The following is a 21,838-nucleotide window of genomic DNA, read 5'->3' on the forward strand; positions in this document are numbered from 1 at the left end:
TGTTGGTGATCGCGGTGGCGCGGCGTTCCATGGGCGCATGACGCAGAGCGGCGGCACCCGGACCACCACCCGCACCCAGGTGGGCATCGTGGGCGGCGGCCCGGCGGGGCTGATGCTGGCCCACCTGCTCGACCTCGCCGGCATCTCGACCGTGGTGGTGGACGACCGCACCCGCCACGAGATCTACACGACGGTGCGCGCCGGGATCCTCGAGCACGACACCGTCCGGCTGCTGGTCGACTCCGGCGCCAGCAGGCGGGTGCTCACCGAGGGGTACGAGCACGAGGGCATCGAGCTCGCGTTCGGCGGGGGCCGCCACCGCATCGACTTCGCCGAGCTCGTGGGCGCGTCGGCGTGGCTGTACCCGCAGACGGAGGTCTTCGCCGACCTCGCCGACGCCCGCGAGCGCGCCGGCGGTGACGTCCGCTGGGGCGTGCGCGGCACCGAGGTGCTCGACACCACCTCCGACGCCCCGCGCATCCGGTTCACGGCGGCGGACGGCAGCGCGCAGGAGGTGGTGTGCGACCACCTCGTGGGCGCTGACGGCTCGCGCAGCCAGTGCCGGCGCTCGATCCCCGAGGAGGCGCGGGTGCAGACCGGCAAGGAGTACCCCTTCGCCTGGTTCGGCATCCTCTGCGACGCGCCCCCCAGCGCCCCCGAGCTGGTCTACAGCCACTCCCCGCTCGGCTTCGCGCTGGTGAGCCAGCGCACCGAGTCGGTGCAGCGGATGTACTTCCAGTGCGACCCCGACGAGGACGCCTCCGCCTACAGCGACGACCGGATCTGGTCGGAGATGGCCGCCCGCCTGGCGCCGAACGGCGTCGAGGTCGTCCAGGGGCCCATCACCTCGAAGGCCGTCCTGCGCTTCCGCAGCTTCGTGCACGAGCCCATGCGCCACGGGCGGATGCTGCTCGCCGGTGACGCCGCGCACACGGTGCCGCCCACCGGTGCGAAGGGCCTCAACCTGGCCCTGGCCGACGTGCGGCTGCTGGCCGAGCTGCTGGAGCGGGCCGTCAAGAAGGGCGACGACGACGCCCTCGAGGAGTACACGGGCCGGGCGCTGGCGCGCGTGTGGAAGGCGCAGCACTTCTCGTACTGGATGACGACGATGCTCCACGCCCTCCCGGGGGCGACGCCGTTCGACGTGCGCCGCCAGGAGGCCGAGCTGGCCTCGCTGGTCTCGAGCCGCGCGGGGCGGACGTTCCTGGCGGAGGGCTACACCGGCTGGCCGGAGCGCGCTGCTCGCTGAGCGAGGCCCTGGCTGAGCCGGTGGGCGTGGTCGAGCAGCAGCCGGCCCAGCACCCGGCGGCGCTCCGGGCCGAAGCGCGTCTCCACACCGGTGAGGCTGAGCGCACCGCTCGGCTCGCCGGTGTGGTCGAACACGGCCGCGCCCATGCCCCAGCTGCCCTCCACGAGCAGAGCGGGGTTGGTGGCGTACCCGTCGGTGCGGGTCTGCCGCAGCCGCTCGCGCAGGGCCGCGTCGCCGTGCGCCTCGCCCCAGGCGGCGGTCAGGTCGTGGGCGGTCAGGTAGCGCTCGGCCTCGGCGGTGGGCAGGTGCGCGAGGATCGCCAGCCCCGCGGAGGCCACCCCGAGCGGAAAGCGGACACCCTCGTGCAGCACGAAGGAGCGCAGCGGGAAGCTGCCCTCCTCGCGCAGCAGGCACACGGTCTCGTCGCCGCGGCGCACGGAGTAGAACGCGCTCTCGCCGGTGGCTCCCGCCAGTGACCTCACGACGTCGCGGGCCAGGGCCGTGACGTCGTAGCGGCGCGCGGCGACGGCGCCCAGCAGGTAGGTCTCCGGCCCGAGCAGCCAGCGCCCGGTGGTGGTCGGTCGGTCGAGGAGCCCGTCGCGCGCCAGCGCGCTGGCGATGCGGTGCGCGGTGGACCTGTTGATGCCCGTCGCCGCGGCGAGCTCGGTGGTGGTGAGCCCCTCGGCGGGGGCGCGGCCCACGGCCCGCAGCACCGCGCTGGCGCGGCTCACCGCCTGGTCACCACCCGTCGCCGTCGTGTTCACTTGGTGAACGGTAGCGAGGTCGATGTGCACGTGCTGACCGATCTCACCCGTGATCGCCCGACCGCTTGCCGTGCCGAGGGAGGCGTTCGTAGCGTGCGGGAGCGGAGCGACGCAGCCGTCCACCTGGTGGTCGTGCTGCGCCGCACAGATGCGACGCCGAGCACGAGGGAGTGGCTTGTGGCACTGGAGCGCTGCGCCAGCGCGCGCGAGGCCCTCGAGGGAGTGGTCCACGACGGGATGACCGTGGCGGTCGGCGGGTTCGGCCTGTCCGGCATCCCCACCAACCTCATCCGCGCGCTGCGCGACACCGGGGTGCGCGACCTCACCGTCGTCTCCAACAACATGGGGGTGGACGGCAAGGGGCTCGGCCTGCTGCTGGAGGCAGGGCAGGTGCGCAAGGTCCTGTCCAGCTACGTGGGGGAGAACAGGCTGTTCGCGCAGCAGTACCTCTCCGGCGAGCTGGAGGTCGAGTTCGTCCCGCAGGGCACCCTCGCCGAGCGGCTGCGCGCCGGTGGCGCCGGCATCCCCGCGTTCTACACGGCCACCGGGTACGGCACCGAGGTGGCCGAGGGCAAGCCCACCGCGGAGTTCGACGGCGTGCACGCCGTGCTGGAGCGCGGCATCGTCGCCGACCTCGCCCTGATCCGCGCCCACACCGCTGACCCCGCCGGGAACCTCCGCTACCGCCTGGCCGCCCGCAACTTCAACCCGCTCGTGGCCACCGCGGGCCGCGTGACCGTCGTGGAGGCCGAGCACCTGCTCGAGACGTTCCTCGACCCCGACGACGTCGTCACGCCCGGCGTCTTCGTGCAGCGCCTCGTGCAGGTCGAGGACACGACCAAGGACGTCGAGCAGCGCACGGTCCGCCCGCGCCGGGAAGAAGGAGCCGCCTGATGTGGACCCGTGACGAGATGGCCGCCATCGCCGCCGAGGAGCTGGAGGACGGCGCGTACGCCAACCTCGGCATCGGCATCCCCACCCTGGTGGCCAACCACCTGCCACCCGGGGTGCACGTGACCTTGCAGAGCGAGAACGGCCTGCTCGGCATGGGCCCGTTCCCGTACGAGGGCGAGGAGGACGCCGACCTCATCAACGCCGGCAAGCAGACCGTCACGCTGCTGCCGGGCGCCGCCGTCTTCGACTCCGCGACGTCGTTCGGGATGATCCGCGGCGGCCACATCGGCGTCGCCGTCCTCGGGGCCCTGCAGGTCTCCGGCTCCGGCGACCTCGCCAACTGGCAGGTGCCCGGAAAGGTGGTCAAGGGCATGGGAGGGGCGATGGACCTCGTGGCGGGCACGCCCCGCGTCGTCGTCCTCACCGAGCACGTCGCCAGGGACGGCTCGCCGAAGGTGGTCGAGCGGTGCACGCTGCCGCTGACCGGGGTCGGTGTGGTGGACCGGATCATCACCGACCGCGCGGTCTTCGACGTCGTCGACGTCGTCGACGACGGCGGGCGCCTCGTCCTGCGCCGCCTGGCGCCCGGGCAGGACCTGGAGGAGCTGCGCTCCCTCACGGGCGCGCCCTTCACCGCCGACCTGGACGGCAGTGCGCTCGAGGGGGCCGTGCGATGAGCGGCTCGCGCTCCGCCGTCGTCGTCGGGTACGCCCGCACGCCGTTCGTCAGGTACTGCGGCCGCTTCGCCGCCGTGCCCGCCGTCGACCTGGGGGCGCACGCGATCCGCGCGGCGCTCGCCCGCGCCGGTGTCGAGGCGGCCGACGTGCAGCGCGTGCTCGGCGGCCACGTGCTGCAGGGCGGGGCCGGGCAGAACCCCGCCCGCCAGGCGGCCGTGGCTGCCGGGATCCCGCTGACCACCCCGGCGAGCACGCTCAACGCCGTCTGCCTGTCGGGCGTGCAGGCCGTGGCCGACGGCGCTGCGCTCATCGAGGGCGGGCGCGTCGACGTCGTCGTCGCGTTCGGGATGGAGTCGATGAGCCTGGCGCCGCACGTCGCGCCGATGCGCTCAGGGCAGCGGTACGGGGCGCTGGAGCTGGTGGACACCCTCGAGCACGACGGTCTCACCGACGCCACCGAGCGCCGCTCGATGGGCGCGTCGACCGAGGCCCGCAACGCCGGGCTGGGGCTGGCGCGGGCCGAGCAGGACGCGTGGGCCGCCGCCAGCCACCGGCGCGCCGCGGCGTCGGAGCAGTGGCTGGCGGGAGAGGTCGAGCCGTTCGCGGTCCCGACGCGCAAGGGCACCGAGCTGGTGACCTCCGACGACGGCGTCCGCCCTGACACCACCGCGGAGGGCCTCGCGCGGCTGCGCCCCGCGTTCTCCGCTGACGGAGGCATCACCGCCGGCAACGCCTCGCAGGTCACGGACGGTGCAGCGGCGCTCGTGCTGACCAGCGCCCGGTGGGCGGCGGCCCGGGGGCTCGCGCCGCTGGCGGAGGTGCTGGCGACGTCGTTCGTGGCGGGGCCCGACGTCTCGTTGCACGCCCAGCCCGCAGCGGCCGTCGAACGGGTGCTGGCCGAGGTGGGTGCCTCGGCGCACGAGCTGGCGAGCCTGGAGGTGAACGAGGCGTTCGCCGCGGTGGCCGTGCACTCCACGCGGCTGCTCGGGGTGGATCCCGAACGCGTCAACCCTCACGGCGGCGCCATCGCGCTGGGGCACCCGCTGGGTGCGTCCGGGGCGCGGATCGTCGGGACGCTGGCGCGCACGCTGGTGGACGTCGGCGCGGGGAGCCTCGGAGCGGCCGCGCTCTGCGGGGGAGGCGGGCAGGGCGCCGCCGTCCTCCTGCGCTCCCTCTGACCCTCCGTGGTCGTGGGCGTCTGCCACCTCGCAGGGTGGCGGACACCCACGACCACGGGGGAGGGATCAGAGGGGGTACTGGCCCGGCTCGCGGCGCAGGGTGATCCAGCGGGTCTCGGTGAACGCCTCCACGTTCGCCTGCGCCCCGCCGTGGCGCGATCCCGTGCCGGAGGCGCCGACGCCGCCGAACGGGGTGTTGGCCTCGTCGTTCACCGTCTGGTCGTTGATGTGCACGATGCCGGTGGGGATGCGCCGGGCCAGGTCCAGCGCCCCGAGCGCGTCCTTGCTGACGATGCCCAGCGACAGCCCGTACTCGGTGGCCGAGGCCAGCTCCACCGCCTCGTCGTCGGTCGCGTACGACACCACCGACGCCACCGGCCCGAAGACCTCCTCGCAGTACGCCTGGGCGTCCTTCGGGGTGTGCGCCAGCACGGTGGGGCGGTAGAAGAGCCCCTCGTAGGTGCCGCCGGCGCGCAGCTGCGCGCCCTGGGCGACGGCGTCCTGCACGAGCGAGTGCACGCGGTCGCGCTGGACCTCGTCGATGAGCGGGCCGAGGTGCACCTGCCCGGCGGCCGGGTCACCCACGTGCATCGAGTCGGCCTTGGCAGCGAGCTTCTCGACGTACTCGTCGAAGACCGACTCGTGCACGATGTGGCGCCCCACGGTCATGCAGATCTGGCCCTGGTGGAGGAACGAGCCCCACGTGGCGAGGTTGACGGCCTTGTCGACGTCGGCGTCCTCGCGCACGAGGAAGGCGCTGTTGCCGCCCAGCTCCAGGTGCGCGCGCTTGAGGTGGCGCCCGGCGAGCTCGCCCACGGCGCGCCCGGCGCGGGTGGAGCCGGTGAACGCGATGACGCGCACGCGGGGGTCGGTGACGAGCGCCTCGCCGACGTCGGCGCCACCGGGCACCAGCTGCAGCAGGCCCGGGGGCAGGCCCGCCTCCTCGAAGATGCGCACGAACGCCACCCCGCCGGTCATGACGGTGCGGGGGTCGGGCTTGAGCAGCACGGCGTTGCCCAGGGCGAGGGCCGGGGCGACGGCGCGGATGCCGAGGATGAGCGGCACGTTGAACGGGGAGATGACGCCGACCACGCCCACCGGAACCTGCTCGGCCAGGGACAGGCGCGGCTGCTCGCTGGACAGCACCGTGCCCAGCGGCGCCGAGGGCAGCGAGGCCGCCTCGTAGCACTCGGCGGCGGTGACGTGCAGGGCGAAGCCGGCCAGCGGCGGGATGGCGCCGACCTCGCGGATGTTCCAGCCCATGACCTCCTCGGCGTGCTGCTCCCACAGCTGCCCGGCACGGCGCAGGACGGCGGCGCGCTCCGGGTGCGAGGTGGCGGCCCACGCCTTCTGGGCGCGGGCGGCGCCCTCGGCGGCGCGGGCGACGTCGTCAGGACCGGCGATGCCGACCGTGGCGATGGTCTCGCCGCTGGCGGGCGCCAGGGAGGCGAGCGTCGAGGCTCCCTGCACCCAGCGGCCGTCGATGAAGATCTTCCCGCTGACGGCCGCCTCGTCGATGAGGCTCCCCGTGGGGGCGGGCGTGGTGGTGCTGGTGTGGGCGGTGGCGGTCATCGTCGAACCTCCTGCTGGGTCGGGACTGCCGGGTGGAGCTGTCGGGTGCTGGCCGCGTGGTGCACCAGCTGGAACGCGCGCTCGGCCAGACCGAGCCCGTCGTCGTACGGCGAGCGCCAGATGGCCAGCGCGTCGGCGACGGCGCCCGGCATCAGCGCACGGGAGAAGGCTTCCACGCCCACGCGCCCGGTGTACCCCCCGGCCAGGGCCGACCGGAGGACCCCGGCCACGTCCACCGCTCCGGTGCCGAGGTCACCGCGCCCCGACTGCCCCAGCTCCAGGTAGCGCAGGTGGGGCAGCGCCGTGAGCACGGCGCCGGGGAGGTCGGCCTCCTCGATCCCCATGTGGAACGTGTCGAGGTGGATGCCCAGGTGGTCCGAGCCGCTCGCCTCCACGTACCGCACCGCCTGGGCGGCGGTGTTGACCAGGCCCTCCTCGTAGCGGTTGAGCACCTCGAAGGTGAGCTGGACGCCGCGGCCCGCCGCCAGGTCGGCCACCTCGCCGACGACCCGCGCGCTGCGCTCGAACGCGGCGGGGTCCGGAGCTGCGGCCGGCTTGCCGAACAGCCCGTAGGGGACGCCGTTGAGCTGGTCCGCGCCCACCGCGACGGCGAGGTCCACCGCCGCGAGGAGCGCCGCGCGCCCGGCGGCGCGCTCGTCGTCGTCGTCCGAGGAGACGTCCTGGCCGGGGGCGAGGCCGACCATGGCGATCGGCGCCAGGTCCGCCCGCTCGAAGGCCGTCCGCAGCGACGCGGCGTCGGTGTCCGCCGGCACGAGCGGGGGCAGCACCGCCCGCCGGTACCCGATCTCGCGCAGCCGCAGGAGCACGGGTGCCAGTGCGTCGCCCTCGGGCGCCACCGGGAGGGCTGCGGTGTGGAAGGCGAGGTCGGGCCCGTCCGCCGCGGAGGACACGCCAGGCCTCAGAACGTCGGCAGGTCGAAGCGCTGCTTGAAGACGGAGTAGCCGTCGTCGCAGCTCACGACCGTGCCGTTGATGACGTTCGACGCGTCCGAGGCGAGGAACGCGACGACGTCGGCGACCTCCTCGGGCTGCGTCATCGTGTTGCGCAGCAGCTCGGAGGCGAACAGCGCCCGCAGCTCGGGGCTGAACTGGTTGATGATCGGCGTCGCCACGCGGCCCGGGGTGATGGCGACCACGCGGGTGCCCTGGTGGGCCAGCTCGTACGCCGCGGAGCGCGTGAAGGAGATGACGGCGGCCTTCGCCGCGCTGTAGGTGAAGGCCAGCTCCGCCGCCTGCTCCCCGTAGATGGAGGAGGTGTTGATGATGACGCCGCCACCGCCCTGGGCCCGGAACTGCCGGCCGGCGGCGAGGATGCCGTAGTACACGCCGTCCTGGTCGACGCGGATCATCGGGGCGTAGTCGACCGCGGGGTCGTGCTCGAGCAGCGGCTTGCCGCCGGCGATGCCGGCGTTGTTGAACATCACGTCGAGGCGCCCGAAGCGGTCGACCGCGGCGGCGACGGCGGCCTCGACCTGCTCGAAGACGGACACGTCGACGCCCACGGACGCGACCGACCCCGGGGTCCCCTCGTCGGCGACCTCCTCGGCGGCGGCCTTGGCGCGGACCTCGTCCACGTCGGCGACCACCACCTTGGCGCCCTGCCGCAGGAACGCGCGGACCGTCGCCAGCCCGATGCCGCCGGCACCCCCGGTGACCAGGGCGACCTTGTTCTCGAGTGTCATGCTCATCTCCTCTGTGGAGACGTCCGGCGCCCGGCCGGGCGGGACGGGAGGCCCCGCCCGGCCGAGCGCGAGGGCGTCAGCTGCCGAGCTTGTCCGACGGGGTGATCGAGGCGGCGTTGTCCTTGGTCACCAGCGTGGTGGCCACCGCGTCGAAGTTCTTCGACGGCTTGGTGCCGTCCTTCTGGTAGGCCGTGATCGCGTCCTCCACGGTCTTGTTCACCGTCAGCCACGGCTGCTCGACGGTGGCCACCAGCGGGCTGCTCCCCGACTGGATGGCGGCGAGGGCCTCGCTGGAGGCGTCACAGCCGGTGACGATGGCCTTCGAGCCGGACTCGCTCACGCCCTGGGCGGCGCCGAGCGCGGCGTCGTCCCAGCCGACCCAGACGGCGTCCAGGCCGTTCGGGTTGGCCGTGAGGTAGTCGCTGACGAGGGCGAGCGCCTCGGTGCGGCCCGTGGCCGGGGACTTCACCTTCTGGATGGCCCCGCCGGCGATGTTCGCGCCCGCCTTCTTCAGCTCGGCCTCGGCCAGGCTGGCGCGCATCCGGATGCCGGGGTGCGGGTCGTGGCCGATGACCATGACGTTCTTGCCCTGCAGGCCGCCCAGCTGCGTGCTGATCTCCTGCACGGTCTGGTCGGCGATGCCCTGCTGGTTCGAGGTCACGTTCAGCGCGAAGGCGTCGTTCGCCTCGGTGCCGGCGTCCACCGCGAAGATCGGGATGTCGGAGTCCTTGGCCGCGGTGACGATGGAGCTGATCGAGGCGACGTCGGTGTAGCCGTCGAAGATGGCGTCGGCGCCCTGCCCGATGGCGCTCTCCACCTGCGGGTTCATCTTCTGGAAGTCGAAGTCGCCCTGGATCATGGTCAGGTCCCAGCCGTTGGTCTTGGCGTCGGCCTGGACCTGCTTGACCCACCAGGCGCCGATGGGGGTCTGGTTGCCCGAGGTGAAGGCGATGACCTTGAAGGGCTTGCCGCCGTCGCCCTCGCCGCTGCCTGCGGCCTGGCCGCTGCCGCCGCACCCGGACAGGACGGTGGCCGCGGCGATGGCAGCTGCGGCGAGTGCGGTGAACCTCATGCGCATGGTGACTCCTTCGTCAGTGCGTGGAAGACCTGCCCCGCGGCGGACGCCGCGCGGCTGAGGACGTGTGGGGGACCGGCTGGGCGCCGCAGCGCCCGCGGGGGTGGTGATGGAGGTGGTCAGCGGCTCCGCGTCTTCAGCGACGAGAGCGTGACGGCCGCGATGATGATGATCCCGGTGACCACCTGCTGGACGTAGGAGTTCACGCCCAGGATGTTGAGGCCGTTGCTCATCACCCCGATGATCGCGACCCCGATGACCGTGCCGCCGAGGTTGGCCGCCCCGGAGCGGATGACGGTCATGCCGAGGAAGACGGCGGCCACGGAGAACATGAGGTTGTCGCTGCCCTGCACGGCGCTCGACGAGCCGAGCCGGGCGGCGAGCAGCACGCCGCCGATGCCGGCCACGAGGCCGGCGACGGTGAAGGCGAGGAGCCGCGAGCGGCGCACGGAGATGCCGGACAGCCGCGCCACCTCCACGTTGCCGCCGATGGCGTACCAGCTGCGGCCGGTGGTGGTGAAGCGCAGCACGGCCCACGCCACGAGGGCGATGAGGACGGCGAGGTAGACGGGCATCGGGATGTTGAACAGGCGGCCCTGGCCGAGCTGCGTGAAGCCGGCCGGGAAGTTGAACAGCGTGGTGCCCTCGGTGACGAGGTAGGCCGCGCCGACGATCGAGGTCATCGACGCCAGCGTCGCCACGAAGGCGGACAGGTTGAGGTAGGCGACCAGCAGGCCGTTCACCAGCCCGATGGCCAGTCCCACCGCGACCGCGGCGACCACCGCGACGGTCACGGACTGGCCCGCGGTGAGCAGCGCGCCCGCCACCGACCCGGCGAGGCTGGACGTCGCCGCCACCGACAGGTCGAAGTCTCCGACCACCATGACGACGGTCTGGGCCACGGCGATGATCGCCAGGATCGACACCTGGTAGAGGATGTTGCGGACGTTGGTGAAGGTGAGGAAGACGTCCGGCCTCATCGCGAAGAAGAACAGGACCAGCACGACCAGGGCGAGCACGGTGCCGCCCGAGAGGGCGCGCTGGCCGAGGGACCTGCGGGGCACGGCGAGCACCCCTGCCGAGGTGTCCTCGATCCCCGGGTTGCGGGTGGGGGTGGCGGTCATCGCACGTCGGCCTTTCCGTAGCAGTACGACAGCAGGACTTCCTCGTCCGCGTCCGCGGCGTCGACCTCGCCGGAGACCCGGCCCTCGTGCATGATCAGGACGCGGTCGCTCATCCCGATGAGCTCCGGCAGCTCCGAGCTGACGGCGATGACGGTGGTGCCCCCGGCGGCCAGCTGCCGGATGAGGCGGTAGATCTCTGCCTTCGTCCCGACGTCGATGCCGCGCGTCGGCTCGTCCATGAGCAGCACCTTGGGCCGGCGGGCCAGCATCTTGGCCAGCACGACCTTCTGCTGGTTGCCGCCCGACAGCTCTCCGACGGGCTGGCGCGGGCTGTGCGCCTTGATCTGCAGGTCGCGCATGCCCCGCTCGACGATGGTGCTGATGCGGGCGCCCGAGACCAGGCCGCCGGTGCTGACGGTGGGGATGTTGGCCAGGGCGATGTTGTCGCGGATGGTCGCCCCGAGCACCACGCCCTGGCTGCGCCGCTCCTCGGGGACCAGCGCGACGCCGGCCTCGAGCATCTGCGGGACCGCGGCGCGCGCGGGGACGGCCCTGTCACCGACGGTGATGGTCCCGGAGGTCTGCTGCTGCGCCCCGGCGAGGATGCGGAGCAGCTCGCTGCGCCCGGACCCGGCGAGGCCGCCGATGCCCAGCACCTCCCCGGCGTGCGCGGAGAAGGACACGTCCTTCACGCGGCGCCCCTGCAGCTCCGAGACCGAGATGGTCACCTGGTCGGTGACCGTGCCGCGGTCGGGGTAGAGGGACCCGGGGTCGCGGCCGACCATCGTGGAGATGACCTCGTCGATGGTGGAGGCGCTGACGTCCTTGGTGGTGATGTGCGACCCGTTGCGCATGATGGTGAGGCGGTCGCAGAGCTCGAAGACCTCCTCCAGCCGGTGCGAGACGTAGACGATCGCCACGCCCTCGTCGCGCAGGGACCTCAGGACGACGAAGAGCTCGCGGATCTCGGTGTCCGTGAGGGAGGCGGTGGGCTCGTCGAGGATGAGCACCTTCGCGTCCGTGGCGAGGGCCCGCGCCACCGAGACCATCGTCTGCTGCACCGGGGAGAGCTCTCCGGCCAGCAGGTCCAGCGGGATCCGCTGGTTCAGCCGCTGCAGGTGCACCCGGGCGCGCTGCCGCATCCGCCGCCAGCTGACGAGCCCGCCCCGCGACGGCATCTGCTCGCCGAGCAGCACGTTCTCCGCCACGGAGATCGAGGGGATGATCGACAGCTCCTGGTAGAGCGCCACCACGCCGGCTCGGTTGGCGGCGCGGACGCCGGTGAACTGCACCTCCTCGCCGTCGCGGACCACGGTGCCGCCGTCGGGGGCGTACACCCCGGTGACCACCTTGATGAGCGTCGACTTGCCCGCCCCGTTCTCGCCGAGCAGCGCGTGGATCTCCCCGGGGCGCACGGCGAGGTGGGCCCCCTGCAGCGCGTGGACGCCGTCGAAGTGCTTGGAGACGTCACGGGCCTCCAGCGCGAACGGGCCCGGCGCGGCAGCGGCCGGTGCAGCAGCAGCCGTCGTCGTCGTGAGCGCCGGCGACGACGAGGTGGGCTCCGCGGGTTCCGTCATGAGCGTCACACCAGCTCCTCGACGTCGTTGCAGCGGATGACGACCTTGGGGAACCTGCCCGACAGGTGGACCTCGAAGGCCTCCTCGGCGTCCTCGAGGTCGACCACGGCCTGGGTGAACTCCTCGAGCTGCAGGTGGGGGAGCAGCTGCAGCGCGCGGGGGAAGGCGTACGGGGAGACGAACAGGCCCGTCAGGGTCAGCTCGCGCAGGTAGAGGTACTCGGACAGGTCGAGCGGCAGCTCGTAGCCGGTCGGGTACATCGCCCCGTAGACGACGGTCCCGCCCTTCGCGGCGATGTCGAGCAGGCCCCGGGTCGCGCGGGTCGAGCCCGAGGCGTCGATGACGACGTCGTAGCCGCGCCCCTGCGTGATCTCCATCGCGCGCTGGCCCTGGTCGTCGCTGACCGGGTCGATGACGTGCTCGGCGTCGCAGCGCTGCGCGAGCGCTCGGCGCTCCGCGATGGGCTCGATCATCGTGAGCGAGGTGGCGCCGTACCGGCGCATGACCTGCAGCGCCAGCTGCCCGATGGGGCCGCCGCCGCAGACCGCCACGCGGTCGCCGACGCGGATCCTCGTCTTGTCGGCGATGCGCACCGCCACCGAGACCGGCTCCAGCAGGCAGCCCTGGAGCAGGGAGACGGCGTCGGGCAGCTTGTAGACCTGCGACTCGTGCCAGGTCACCGTCTCGGACATGCCGGGGCGGTTGTAGTCCTGGATGTGCTCGCAGAACTGCTGCCTGCCCTCCTGGCAGGGCCGGCAGGTGCCGCAGAAGCGCAGGAAGTTGCCGGCGACGCGGTCGCCGACGCGCAGCCCGTTCCGCGTGGCGCGCTCGCCCAGCGCCTCCACGACGCCGGACACCTCGTGGCCGAGGCCGATCGGCACGTCCGTGCCGAAGAAGCCCTCGGCCAGGTGCGGGTCGGAGCCGCAGATCGCCGCGTACGCCACGCGGATGCGGACGTCCTCCGGGCCCAGCGGCTGGTCGGGGAAGTCGACCACGCCGATGCGGCCGCGGGCGCCGGCATCGGCGGCCCTGAGGCTGCCGATCTTCGTGACGGCGACGGTCCTCACGGCCGGGCTGCCAGGACCCGCCGCGTGGCGGCGACCGTGGCGGACAGCCCGTAGCCGTGCTTGTCGCGCAGCTGCTCGTCGTCGCCGAAGCCGGCGTACACCTGCGGGATGCCGAGGCGCTCGAAGGCGGTCAGGTGGATGCCGCGGTCGGCGACGACGTCGGCCACCCGCGTGGCCAGCCCGCCGTAGGCGAGGTGGTCCTCGAGCACCACGAACCGGCCGCCGGTCTCCTCGGCGCACTGGGCGATCAGGTCGGCGTCGATCGGCTTGAGGGTGAACATGTCCACCACGCGGACCGAGCGGCCGTCCTCGGCGAGGGCCTCAGCGGCCTGGAGGGCCTGGGCCACCGTGGTGCCGTGGGTGAAGATCGTGGCGTCGGTGCCCCGGCGGGCCACGATGCCCTTGCCGATGCGGATGTCGTGCTCGCCGGGCTCGTAGAGCACGACGTCCTTCTTGCCGACGGCGAGGCGGATGTAGATGGGGCCCTGCATCGCCATCGACTGGCGGATGACCTCGCCGACCATGAGCGGGTCGCCGATGGAGGTGACGGTCATGTTGGTGAGCGCGCACATGAGGGCGAGGTCCTCGACGGCGTAGTGCGTGGAGCCGCCGTTGCCGACCAGTCCGCCGTGCGTACCGATGATCTTGACGGGGAGGTTGGGGTAGCAGACGTCGGTGCGCACCTGCTCCAGCGCCCGCATGCTGAGGAAGGGGAGCATCCCGGAGACGACGGGGATGTTGCCGTCGTAGGCGAGGCCGGCGGCGATGCCGACGCAGACCTGCTCGGCCAGGCCGACGTCGAGGAACCGGTCCGGGTACTTGTCCCGGAACTCCACGAGGGTCGCCCCGATGTCGGGGGTCAGCACCCACAGGTTCTCGTGGGTCTCGCCGAGCTCGGCGAGGGTCGACCCGATGACGGAGCGGGCCGACAGCATCTCGCCGAAGGTGAAGGTGACGGGCATCAGACGTTCTCCTTCGCGGCGCGGGTGGAGGTGCCGCGCGAGGCGGCGTAGGCGGTGTTGAGCGCGGTGAGCGCCCGCTCCAGGTCGGCCTTGCCGAGGGAGCCGGCGTGCCAGGCGAGGTTGCGCTCCATGAAGTCGACGCCCTTGCCCTTGACCGTCTCGGCGATGACCACGGTGGGGCGGTCGCTGCTGGGCGCAGGCAGCTCGTCGACGGCGCGGACCAGAGCGGCCATGTCGTGGCCGTCCACGTGCACGACGTTCCAGCCGAAGGCGGCCCACTTGTCGGGGTACGGCTCGAAGACCACGCGCTCCTCGGCCATGCTCGTCATGAGCTGGCGGTTGCGGTCGACGAACGCCACCAGGTTGCCCAGCTTGTTGCTGCGGGCGGCCATCGCGGCCTCCCACACCGAGCCCTCGCCGGTCTCGCCGTCTCCCAGCAGGCAGAAGACCCGGTGCTGCTCGCCGCGGCCGCGTGCGCTCAGCGCCATGCCGACGGCCAGCGGAAGGCCGTGCCCGAGGGATCCCGTGGAGGCCTCCACGCCGGGCAGCTGCACCTTGCACGGGTGCATGCCGTAGGCGCTGTCGAGCTGGCCGTAGCTGTCGACGATGCCCTCGTAGGAGAAGAAGCCCCGGATGGCCATCGCGATGTACATGCACACCGCGGCGTGGCCCTTGCTCAGCACGAACCTGTCGCGCTGCGGGTTGGCGATGTCGTCGGGGTCGACGCTCATGCCGTACTCGAAGAGGACGGTGAGGATGTCGGCGGCGGACAGGTCGCCGCCGATGTGCACGGCCCCCTCGTAGGTGCCGCACAGCTCGAGCAGCTTGGTGCGCAGCTCGTGGGAGAGGTCCTCGAGCTCGGCGACGCTGAGCTCTCGGGCAGCCGTCAGGGGTTGGGCGGTCATCGCGTGTCTCCTCGTCGATGCACACGGGTACGGGGCCCCCGGTCGTGCGGGAGCGGTCTGCGGCGCGTCGTCGACGCCGGCAGCGAGTGGTGCCACCTGGGTGGAAGGCCCTCCGACGTCCGTGTCGGCGAGCGGTGTGCCGGAACGTAACAGCCGGCGGGTTGACATGTAAACACCGTCATGGAACAACTTGTTGGGTCGTCGACGAGGATGGCGGCACGGGGCCGCAAGGGTGCACGCCCTCTTCCGCCTGGTGGAAACTCGTCAGACCCCGACAGCTCCTGGAACGAGGCCCCCATGACCAGCGCGCACGAGTGGCCCAACGGCGGTCGCGCCGCCGAGGACATCGTCACCGAGCCCCTGAGCACGCGGATCGACCTTGAGGAGTTCACCCCGCGCCTGGTCTACCTGGTCTCCAACGCGCTGGTGTGGCAGGAGTCGCACGAGATGCGCCGCCGCTTCGGCCTGGGCACCAACGACTGGCGCGTCATCTCCGCGCTGGGCTGGCGCCCCGGGCTGTCGGCCACCGAGGTCGCGGCCTTCCTGGGCGTCAACAAGGCCGTGGTGTCCAAGAGCGTCGCCGTGCTGGTCGACCGCGCGCTCGTGGCCCTGCTGCAGGGGCCGCGCGGATCGCGGCCGATGTACCTCACCCGCGCCGGGGCGCAGATGCACGACCAGATGGTCCCCGTCTCGAGCCGGGGCCACGAGCTCATCACCACGGGCCTCGAGCCCGAGCAGGTCGCGCGGCTCAACGAGCTGCTGCGCGAGATGCTCGGCCAGCTGCGCGGCCAGAGCGTCGAGGGGGACGGCGCCGTCCCCGTCGGCGACATCGTCCAGCCGCCCGTGCGCCTCGAGCCGCGGCGCCGCAACGACGAGGTGCCCGGAGAGCCGTGACCCTCACCACCCGCACCCTCGCCGTCCTCAGCGCCTTCACCGCGCGCCACCCGCGGCTGCGGCTGGCCGAGGTGGCCGTGGCCAGCGGGCTGCCGCTCACCACGGCCCACCGCATCGTCAACGACCTCGTGGCCTGGGGCGCGCTGGAGCGCTCCTCCGACGGCACCCTCTCGGTGGGACTGCGCCTGTGGGAGCTCGCCTCCCTGGCGCCGCGCGGACCCGAGCTGCGCGAGGTGGCGCTGCCGTTCCTCGAGGACCTCTACACCGCCACGCGGGAGAACGTCCAGCTGGCCGTCCGCGAGGACCTGGAGAGCGTGTTCGTCGAGCGGCTCACCGGCCCGGACTCCGTGGGCGTGATGACGCGCGTCGGCGCACGCTTCCCGCTGCCGTCCACGGGGGTGGGTCGCGTGCTGCTCGCGCACGCCCCCGCCGCGGTGCAGGAGGCGGCGCTCGCCGTGCCCCTGCGCCGGTGGACCGAGCGCACCGAGACCGACCCCGAGCGCCTGCGCGCGCTGCTCGCCGAGGTGCGCCGGACCGGGGTCGCCTTCAGCGACCAGCAGGTCACCGACGGAGCGGCGTCGGTGGCGGCGCCGGTGCGCCGCGGTCGCGGGGAGGTGGTGGCCGCCGTGTCGGTGGTCTACAGCACCGCCCGCACCACCGCGGCACCCCTCGTGCCGGCCGTGCGGGCCGCCGCGCTGGGCATCTCCCGCGCTCTCGCCGCCCGCGCGGACGCGCACCACTCACCGCGCTGACCAGCGTCCCTTCCGCCTGTCGGAAGGGCAGGCGCGGCGGCTCGTCGTCGTCGTCGATCCTCCCCGGACCACGACGACGTGACGCACCACGGTGAGGAGCACCCCCATGACCGACGTGCAGGCAGAGCCGCTGGCCGCACCCGGGCAGGTCAACGCCAAGATCTTCCCGTTCCCCCTCAACGCCTGGTACGTCGCCGCGTGGGACCACGAGGTGACGTCCAAGAAGCCACTGGCGCGAACGGTCGCAGGGCAGCCGATGGCGCTCTACCGCACGGCCGACGGCCGCCCGGTGGCCCTCGCCGACGCCTGCTGGCACCGCCTGGCGCCGCTGTCGATGGGGAAGCTCGTCGGGCGCGACGGCATCCAGTGCCCGTACCACGGTCTGCAGTACAACTCCGCAGGTCGCTGCACCAAGATGCCCGCGCAGGAGACGGTCAACCCCAGCGCGCTGGTGACCTCCTACCCGGTGGAGCAGCGGTACCGCTACGTGTGGGTGTGGCCCGGAGACCCGCTCCTCGCGGACCCGGCGTCCATCCCCGACATGCACCAGATGGACTCCCCGGAGTGGGCCGGGGACGGCCTCACCATCGAGGCGCCGTGCAACTACCAGCTGGTGCTCGACAACCTCATGGACCTCACGCACGAGGAGTTCGTGCACCACTCGAGCATCGGCCAGGAGGAGCTGTCCGAGTCGGACTTCACCACCCGCCGCGAGGCCGACGGCTCGGTGACGGTGACGCGGTGGATCCGCGACGTGACGCCGCCGCCGTTCTGGCTGAAGAACATCCGCGACAGGTTCCCCGGCTTCGAGGGCCGCGTGGACCGCTGGCAGATCATCCACTACTACGCCCCGTCGACCATCTGCATCGACGTGGGTGTCGCGCCCACCGGCACCGGCGCGCCCGAGGGCGACCGCAGCCAGGGCGTCAACGGGTACGTCATGAACACCATCACGCCCGAGACCGAGCGGTCCTCGCACTACTTCTGGGCGTTCATGCGCAACTACCGCCTCGACAGCCAGCTCATCACCACGCAGCTGCGCGAGGGCGTCCACGGCGTCTTCGGGGAGGACGAGGCGATGCTCGCCGCGCAGCAGCGCGCCATCGACGCCAACCCCGGCAAGGAGTTCTACTCCCTCAACATCGACGCCGGCGGCATGTGGGTGCGGCGCATCCTCGACGAGATGCTGCGCGCGGAGGGGCGCGCGTGAGCGCACCCGCGCTCCCCGGGGCGGTCGGCCCTGCGGGGGCCACGACGACGGCGGTGCGGCCGGCGCGCGTCGTCGAGGCGCGCGACGTCGCCGACGGGGTGCGGCGCGTGGTCCTCGAGCACGCACCCGGCCGCCCCGCCGAGCCCGGCGCCCACCTGCAGCTGGTCGTCCACGTCGACGGGCCCGGCGGTCGGCGGAGGGAGGTGCGCTCGTACTCCGTGGTCGACGCCAGCCCCGACGGCACGCGCTCGGCGATCTCGGTGCTCCTCACCCCCACCTCGCGCGGCGGCGGCCGGTACGTGCACTCCCTCTCCGCCGGGGACGACGTCGAGTGCAGCGCGCCCCTCCAGGGGTTCCCGCTGCGCCTGGGCGCCGGGCGCTACCACCTGGTGGCCGGCGGCATCGGCATCACCGCACTGGTGGCGATGGCCCGGCACCTGGCCGCGCGCGGCGCCGACGTGGTCCTGGACCACGTGGTGCGGACGCGCTCGCGGGCCGCGTACGCCGACGACCTCGCCGCGCTGCTGGGGGACCGGTACCGGCTCCACGTCGACGACGAGCACGGCGCCTTCGACGTCGGCGCGCTGCTCGACGAGGTCGCTGCCGCCGACGGTGACGGGGAGGGGGCGGTGCCGGGCGGTGCTGAGGCGTACGTCTGCGGTCCGATCCGCCTCATGGACGCCGTGCGCCGCGGCTGGGAGGCCCGCGGCCTGCCGGCCAGCACGCTGCGGTTCGAGACGTTCGGCAGCTCCGGCTGGTACGCGCCGCAGCCCTTCACCGCCTGCATCCCCGAGATCGGGCTGCGCACGACCGTCGGCCCCGACACCACCCTGCTGGAGGCGCTGCAGCGCGCCGGCGCGGACCTCATGTACGACTGCCGCAAGGGCGAGTGCGGCCTGTGCCGCATCGACGTCGCCTCCGTGCGCGGCGTCCTCGACCACCGCGACGTCTTCCTCAGCCGCCGCCAGCAGGAGGCGGGAACGTCGATGTGCGTGTGCGTCTCGCGCGTCGCCGCCCTCCCCGCCGCTCAGGGCGGTGACGGCCAGCCCGCTGAGCTGGTGCTGCGCCTTCCGTAGCGTCCGCCACCTCGACCGCCCGCTCGGTCTTCACATGTCAAGTCCAAAGGTCCATGCTGGACCTGTCGATCCCTCCAGCACGAAGAGGTGCTCACCAGATGACTGACACGCTCGACGCCCCCGCCGCCTCCCAGACCGCTCCGGTGGAGACCGGGCTCTACATCGGAGGGGAGGCGCGCACCACCTCCGACCACCTCGACGTCGTCGACCCCGCCCGTCCCTCGCGGGTGGTGGGGCGCGCGGCTGCCGCCACCGCCGCGGACGTGTCCGAGGCCGTCGCGGCGGCGAAGGCGGCGTTCCCCGCCTGGGCCGCCCTCACGCCGGCGCAGCGCGCCGAGCAGATGACGGCCGCCATCGCCGACCTCGCCGCCGAGCGCGACGGCGACGCCGCCGTGCTCGCCCAGGAGAACGGCAAGGTCGTCCACGAGGCCTGGGTCGACGCCCTCGTCTTCGAGATCCGCTGGCAGCTCGCCCTCGCCCACACCGACGAGGTCGAGGCCGCGACGGTCCTGCCGCCCGCTCCGGGCATCGCGGTGGAGACCACGGTCTCCTACCAGCCGCTCGGCGTGGTGACCGTGATCGTGCCCTTCAACTGGCCGCTCGCCATCCTGGCCGCCGCCCTGCCGCACGCGCTCCTCGCCGGCAACACCGCGATCGTCAAGCCGCCGCCCTCGGCGCCCCTGGCCACCGCCCGCCTCGTGCAGCGCGTGGCGGAGAAGCTGCCTCCGGGCGTGCTCAACGTCATCACCGGGCGAGACTCCGAGATGTCCGGCCTGGTGGAGAACACCGACGTGGCCAAGGTCTGCTTCACCGGCAGCGTCGGCGGCGGCAAGCGGATCATGGAGATGGCCGCTCGCAGCCTCACGCGCGTGACCCTGGAGCTGGGTGGCAACGACCCGGCGATCATCCGCGCGGACGCCGACCTCGGCGACGAGGCCCTCGACCGCCTCTTCGGCGCCGTCTACGACACCACCGGCCAGATCTGCATGAACGCCAAGCGGCTGTACGTGCACTCCTCCCGCCGCGACGAGCTGGTGGCCGGGCTCTCGGCGCGCCTCGAGCGCACCAAGCTGGGCCACGCGCTCGAGGAGGGCACCACCATGGGGCCGCTCCACTCGCGCGCCCAGCGCGACTTCGTCGCCGAGCTCATCGCCGAGGCCGAGGAGTCCGGCGCCACGGTGCTGCGCTTCGGCGAGCTGCCCGGCGGCGACCTCGCGGACGGCAACTTCCTGCAGCCGGCGATCGTCGTCGACCCGGCGCCCTCGCTGCGCGTGGTCACCGAGGAGCAGTTCGGCCCCGTGGTCCCGGTCATCTCCTTCGACGACGACGACGAGGCCGTCCGCGCCGCCAACGACACCTGGAGCGGCCTGGGCGGCTCGGTGTGGACCGAGGACCCGGAGGCGGCCACGCGCATCGGCAACCGCCTGGCCGTCGGCTACGTGTGGGTCAACGACCACGGCGCCAACCGCCTCGACCTGCGCGCGCCCTTCGGCGGCATGAAGCAGTCGGGCATGGGCCGCGAGCAGGGCATCGCCGGTGTCCGCGCCTTCCAGGACACCCGGTCCGTGGCGCGCGCCGCGGCGCCCGACGCCTGACGGACGGCGGGGGCCGGCGCGCCGCGCACGGCATGCTGGCCCCCGCCCGCGCCGGCGCGCCCCGCCCGGCCCCGACCCCCGGGAGAGCCGTGCCCGACGCCCCCGACGACGCCGTGCTGGAACCGCTGCCGCGGACCCTCCCCGCCGACGCGTTCACGCCGCGGCTGCTCGCCCTGGTGAGCAACGCGCTCGTCTACCGGGAGTCGACGCTGCTCAAGGCCGAGTTCGGGCTGGGCACCAACGACTGGCGCGTCCTCGCGTCACTGGCCGTGCGTCCGGGCATGACGGGCGCCGAGCTCAGCGACTTCCTCGGCACCGCCGAGGCGCTGGTCTCGCGGAGCAACCGCGTGCTCACCGAGCGGGGCCTCATCACCAGCAGCGGCGGCCCGGGGCGTTCGCGGCACCACTACCTCACCGCCGAGGGGGCGCGGTTGCACGACCTCATGCTCCCGGTCTCCGCCGCAGGCCAGGACGTCGTGCTGGAGGGCCTCTCGCCAGCGGAGGTGGAGCACCTCAACACCGTGCTGCGGGGCATGCTCGCGAGGCTGCGCACAGCCGGCCCCCACCCCCACTCCCCATGATCACGGGCGGTGGTGTTGGCAGCGTCCATGATCACGGACGGGGGTGGTCACAGGTGACCGCGGGTGTGCTGGGGGGTGACGACCCGCGGCCACCTGGTGCCTCGGGGCTCCTGCGACCCTCGGGGAGCACTCAGGAGCACGCGCTCAGGGGTGGGTGGCGCGGAACTGCTGGGCCCACTCGGCCGTGGCCCGCAGGCCACCGAAGGTGTAGAGGTGCAGCTTGACCTCGCCGTGGACGGCCGGGTCCAGCTGGGCCGCCACCGCCTCGAGGAACCGGTCCGGGCCGGCGGTGCCGAGCAGGTTGGTCAGCGACAGGCCGTACTTCTTGGCGATGCCCGCGCTGGTGCCCACGCCGAAGCGCTTGGCGTAGCCCAGCAGCCGCTTGATCCCGGCCGGCCCGGGCACGCCCACGCGCACCGGGAGGTCGACACCGCGCGCGCGGACGGCGGCGAGGTAGGTGAGCACCGCGTCGGCGTCGAAGCCGAACTGCGTGATGACCGTCCCGGGCAGCTGCTGCTCGCGCAGCGCGGCGTGCTTGCCCTCCAGCGCCTGCCACAGGACGGGGTCGCCGATGTCGGGGTGCCCCTCGGGGTACCCGCTGACGCTGACCCGCTGCACGCCGTACCGCTGCAGCAGGCCGCTGCGGATGACGGCGAGGGAGTCCTCGTACGGCCCCTCCGGCGTGGCGGGGTCACCGCCCACGACGAACAGCTCCTCCGTGGCGCCGACCCGCTGCAGCTCGGTGAGGAACTCCTCCAGCTGGGCTTGCGAGGCCAGGCGACGCGCCGAGACGTGGGGGACGGGCACGAAGCCCCAGTCCTTGACCGCCGCCGAGGCGGCCACGCGCATCGGCAGGTCCTCGTTCGCCAGGTAGGTGACGTTGATGCGCGTGCCCGCGGGGAGCGCCGACCGGGCCTCGTCGAGCTTCTCGACGTCCTTGCCGGTCATCTCCAGCGAGAGGTCGTCGAGCAGCGACGACGGCGA

21 protein-coding genes are annotated in these 21,838 nt (G+C 73.2%); 10 read left to right on the top strand and 11 right to left on the bottom strand.

Annotation, left to right across the window (positions count from 1 at the left end):
- Positions 1-37 precede the first annotated feature (37 nt).
- Positions 38-1,249, top strand: a complete 1,212-nt coding sequence (locus FMM08_RS05825; RefSeq protein ID WP_147925431.1) for a 4-hydroxybenzoate 3-monooxygenase — start codon at positions 38-40, stop codon at positions 1,247-1,249.
- On the opposite strand, the gene FMM08_RS05830 is transcribed toward FMM08_RS05825, so the two are convergent.
- The gene (locus FMM08_RS05830; protein WP_187279573.1) at positions 1,216-2,013 is read right to left on the bottom strand and encodes an IclR family transcriptional regulator; all 798 of its coding nucleotides are present in this window, start codon (positions 2,011-2,013) and stop codon (positions 1,216-1,218) included. The two genes, FMM08_RS05825 and FMM08_RS05830, sit on opposite strands and share 34 nt — an antisense overlap.
- Before the next feature lie 177 nt (positions 2,014-2,190).
- On the opposite strand from FMM08_RS05830, the gene FMM08_RS05835 reads away from it, so the two are divergent.
- Genes FMM08_RS05835 through FMM08_RS05845 form a run of 3 tightly spaced genes read left to right on the top strand, consistent with a single transcriptional unit; the run spans position 2,191 to position 4,762 of the window.
- The gene (locus FMM08_RS05835; RefSeq protein WP_147925432.1) at positions 2,191-2,907 is read left to right on the top strand and encodes a CoA transferase subunit A; all 717 of its coding nucleotides are present in this window, start codon (positions 2,191-2,193) and stop codon (positions 2,905-2,907) included.
- Positions 2,907-3,584 carry a 3-oxoacid CoA-transferase subunit B gene (locus FMM08_RS05840; RefSeq protein WP_187279574.1) on the top strand — a complete coding sequence of 226 codons (678 nt, stop codon included), beginning with the start codon at positions 2,907-2,909 and terminating at the stop codon, positions 3,582-3,584. Before FMM08_RS05835 ends, FMM08_RS05840 begins: the two co-directional genes overlap by 1 nt.
- On the top strand, positions 3,581-4,762 hold the full coding sequence (locus tag FMM08_RS05845) for an acetyl-CoA C-acyltransferase (RefSeq protein WP_147925434.1): 1,182 nt from the start codon (positions 3,581-3,583) through the stop codon (positions 4,760-4,762). Before FMM08_RS05840 ends, FMM08_RS05845 begins: the two co-directional genes overlap by 4 nt.
- A 66-nt stretch (positions 4,763-4,828) precedes the next feature.
- Here FMM08_RS05845 and FMM08_RS05850 read toward each other — a convergent pair whose 3' ends face one another.
- From FMM08_RS05850 to FMM08_RS05890, 9 genes are all read right to left on the bottom strand, one after another.
- Complete coding sequence (locus FMM08_RS05850) at positions 4,829-6,334, bottom strand: benzaldehyde dehydrogenase (protein WP_147925435.1); 1,506 nt, start codon at positions 6,332-6,334, stop codon at positions 4,829-4,831.
- On the bottom strand, positions 6,331-7,245 hold the full coding sequence (locus FMM08_RS05855) for a sugar phosphate isomerase/epimerase family protein (protein ID WP_147925436.1): 915 nt from the start codon (positions 7,243-7,245) through the stop codon (positions 6,331-6,333). Before FMM08_RS05855 ends, FMM08_RS05850 begins: the two co-directional genes overlap by 4 nt.
- Before the next feature lie 8 nt (positions 7,246-7,253).
- A complete protein-coding gene (locus FMM08_RS05860; RefSeq protein ID WP_147925437.1) occupies positions 7,254-8,036 on the bottom strand; it encodes an SDR family NAD(P)-dependent oxidoreductase in 783 nt (260 codons plus the stop codon).
- 76 nt (positions 8,037-8,112) lie between these two features.
- Positions 8,113-9,108 carry a sugar ABC transporter substrate-binding protein gene (locus FMM08_RS05865; RefSeq protein ID WP_187279575.1) on the bottom strand — a complete coding sequence of 332 codons (996 nt, stop codon included), beginning with the start codon at positions 9,106-9,108 and terminating at the stop codon, positions 8,113-8,115.
- Between the two features lie 122 nt (positions 9,109-9,230).
- Positions 9,231-10,235: an ABC transporter permease gene (locus FMM08_RS05870; protein WP_147925439.1), complete on the bottom strand. Its 1,005-nt coding sequence runs from the start codon at positions 10,233-10,235 to the stop codon at positions 9,231-9,233.
- On the bottom strand, positions 10,232-11,812 hold the full coding sequence (locus FMM08_RS05875; RefSeq protein ID WP_147925651.1) for a sugar ABC transporter ATP-binding protein: 1,581 nt from the start codon (positions 11,810-11,812) through the stop codon (positions 10,232-10,234). Before FMM08_RS05875 ends, FMM08_RS05870 begins: the two co-directional genes overlap by 4 nt.
- Positions 11,813-11,817: 5 nt before the next feature.
- Positions 11,818-12,879 carry a zinc-dependent alcohol dehydrogenase gene (locus FMM08_RS05880; protein ID WP_147925440.1) on the bottom strand — a complete coding sequence of 354 codons (1,062 nt, stop codon included), beginning with the start codon at positions 12,877-12,879 and terminating at the stop codon, positions 11,818-11,820.
- Entirely contained in the window at positions 12,876-13,841 is a 966-nt protein-coding gene (locus FMM08_RS05885; protein ID WP_147925441.1) for a transketolase family protein, read from the bottom strand. The genes FMM08_RS05880 and FMM08_RS05885 overlap by 4 nt, the downstream gene beginning before the upstream one ends.
- Positions 13,841-14,746 carry a transketolase gene (locus FMM08_RS05890; protein ID WP_147925442.1) on the bottom strand — a complete coding sequence of 302 codons (906 nt, stop codon included), beginning with the start codon at positions 14,744-14,746 and terminating at the stop codon, positions 13,841-13,843. The genes FMM08_RS05885 and FMM08_RS05890 overlap by 1 nt, the downstream gene beginning before the upstream one ends.
- Before the next feature lie 297 nt (positions 14,747-15,043).
- On the opposite strand from FMM08_RS05890, the gene FMM08_RS23320 reads away from it, so the two are divergent.
- From FMM08_RS23320 to FMM08_RS05920, 6 genes are all read left to right on the top strand, one after another.
- Positions 15,044-15,640 (top strand): MarR family winged helix-turn-helix transcriptional regulator, encoded by a 597-nt coding sequence (locus tag FMM08_RS23320; RefSeq protein ID WP_222710459.1) that lies wholly within the window; start codon positions 15,044-15,046, stop codon positions 15,638-15,640.
- Complete coding sequence (locus tag FMM08_RS05900) at positions 15,637-16,392, top strand: IclR family transcriptional regulator (RefSeq protein WP_222710460.1); 756 nt, start codon at positions 15,637-15,639, stop codon at positions 16,390-16,392. The genes FMM08_RS23320 and FMM08_RS05900 overlap by 4 nt, the downstream gene beginning before the upstream one ends.
- 106 nt (positions 16,393-16,498) lie before the next feature.
- On the top strand, positions 16,499-17,602 hold the full coding sequence (locus FMM08_RS05905) for an aromatic ring-hydroxylating dioxygenase subunit alpha (protein WP_147925444.1): 1,104 nt from the start codon (positions 16,499-16,501) through the stop codon (positions 17,600-17,602).
- Complete coding sequence (locus FMM08_RS05910) at positions 17,599-18,678, top strand: PDR/VanB family oxidoreductase (RefSeq protein ID WP_222710461.1); 1,080 nt, start codon at positions 17,599-17,601, stop codon at positions 18,676-18,678. The genes FMM08_RS05905 and FMM08_RS05910 overlap by 4 nt, the downstream gene beginning before the upstream one ends.
- A 98-nt stretch (positions 18,679-18,776) precedes the next feature.
- Positions 18,777-20,273: an aldehyde dehydrogenase family protein gene (locus FMM08_RS05915; protein ID WP_147925445.1), complete on the top strand. Its 1,497-nt coding sequence runs from the start codon at positions 18,777-18,779 to the stop codon at positions 20,271-20,273.
- An 89-nt stretch (positions 20,274-20,362) separates the two neighbouring features.
- Positions 20,363-20,854: a MarR family winged helix-turn-helix transcriptional regulator gene (locus FMM08_RS05920; RefSeq protein WP_147925446.1), complete on the top strand. Its 492-nt coding sequence runs from the start codon at positions 20,363-20,365 to the stop codon at positions 20,852-20,854.
- Between the two features lie 144 nt (positions 20,855-20,998).
- On the opposite strand, the gene FMM08_RS05925 is transcribed toward FMM08_RS05920, so the two are convergent.
- Positions 20,999-21,802 (bottom strand): methylenetetrahydrofolate reductase, encoded by an 804-nt coding sequence (locus FMM08_RS05925; RefSeq protein ID WP_147925654.1) that lies wholly within the window; start codon positions 21,800-21,802, stop codon positions 20,999-21,001.
- Between the last annotated feature and the right edge of the window lie 36 nt (positions 21,803-21,838).

It is taken from the genome of Quadrisphaera setariae (genome assembly GCF_008041935.1).
Classification (GTDB): Bacteria; Actinomycetota; Actinomycetes; order Actinomycetales; family Quadrisphaeraceae; genus Quadrisphaera; species Quadrisphaera setariae.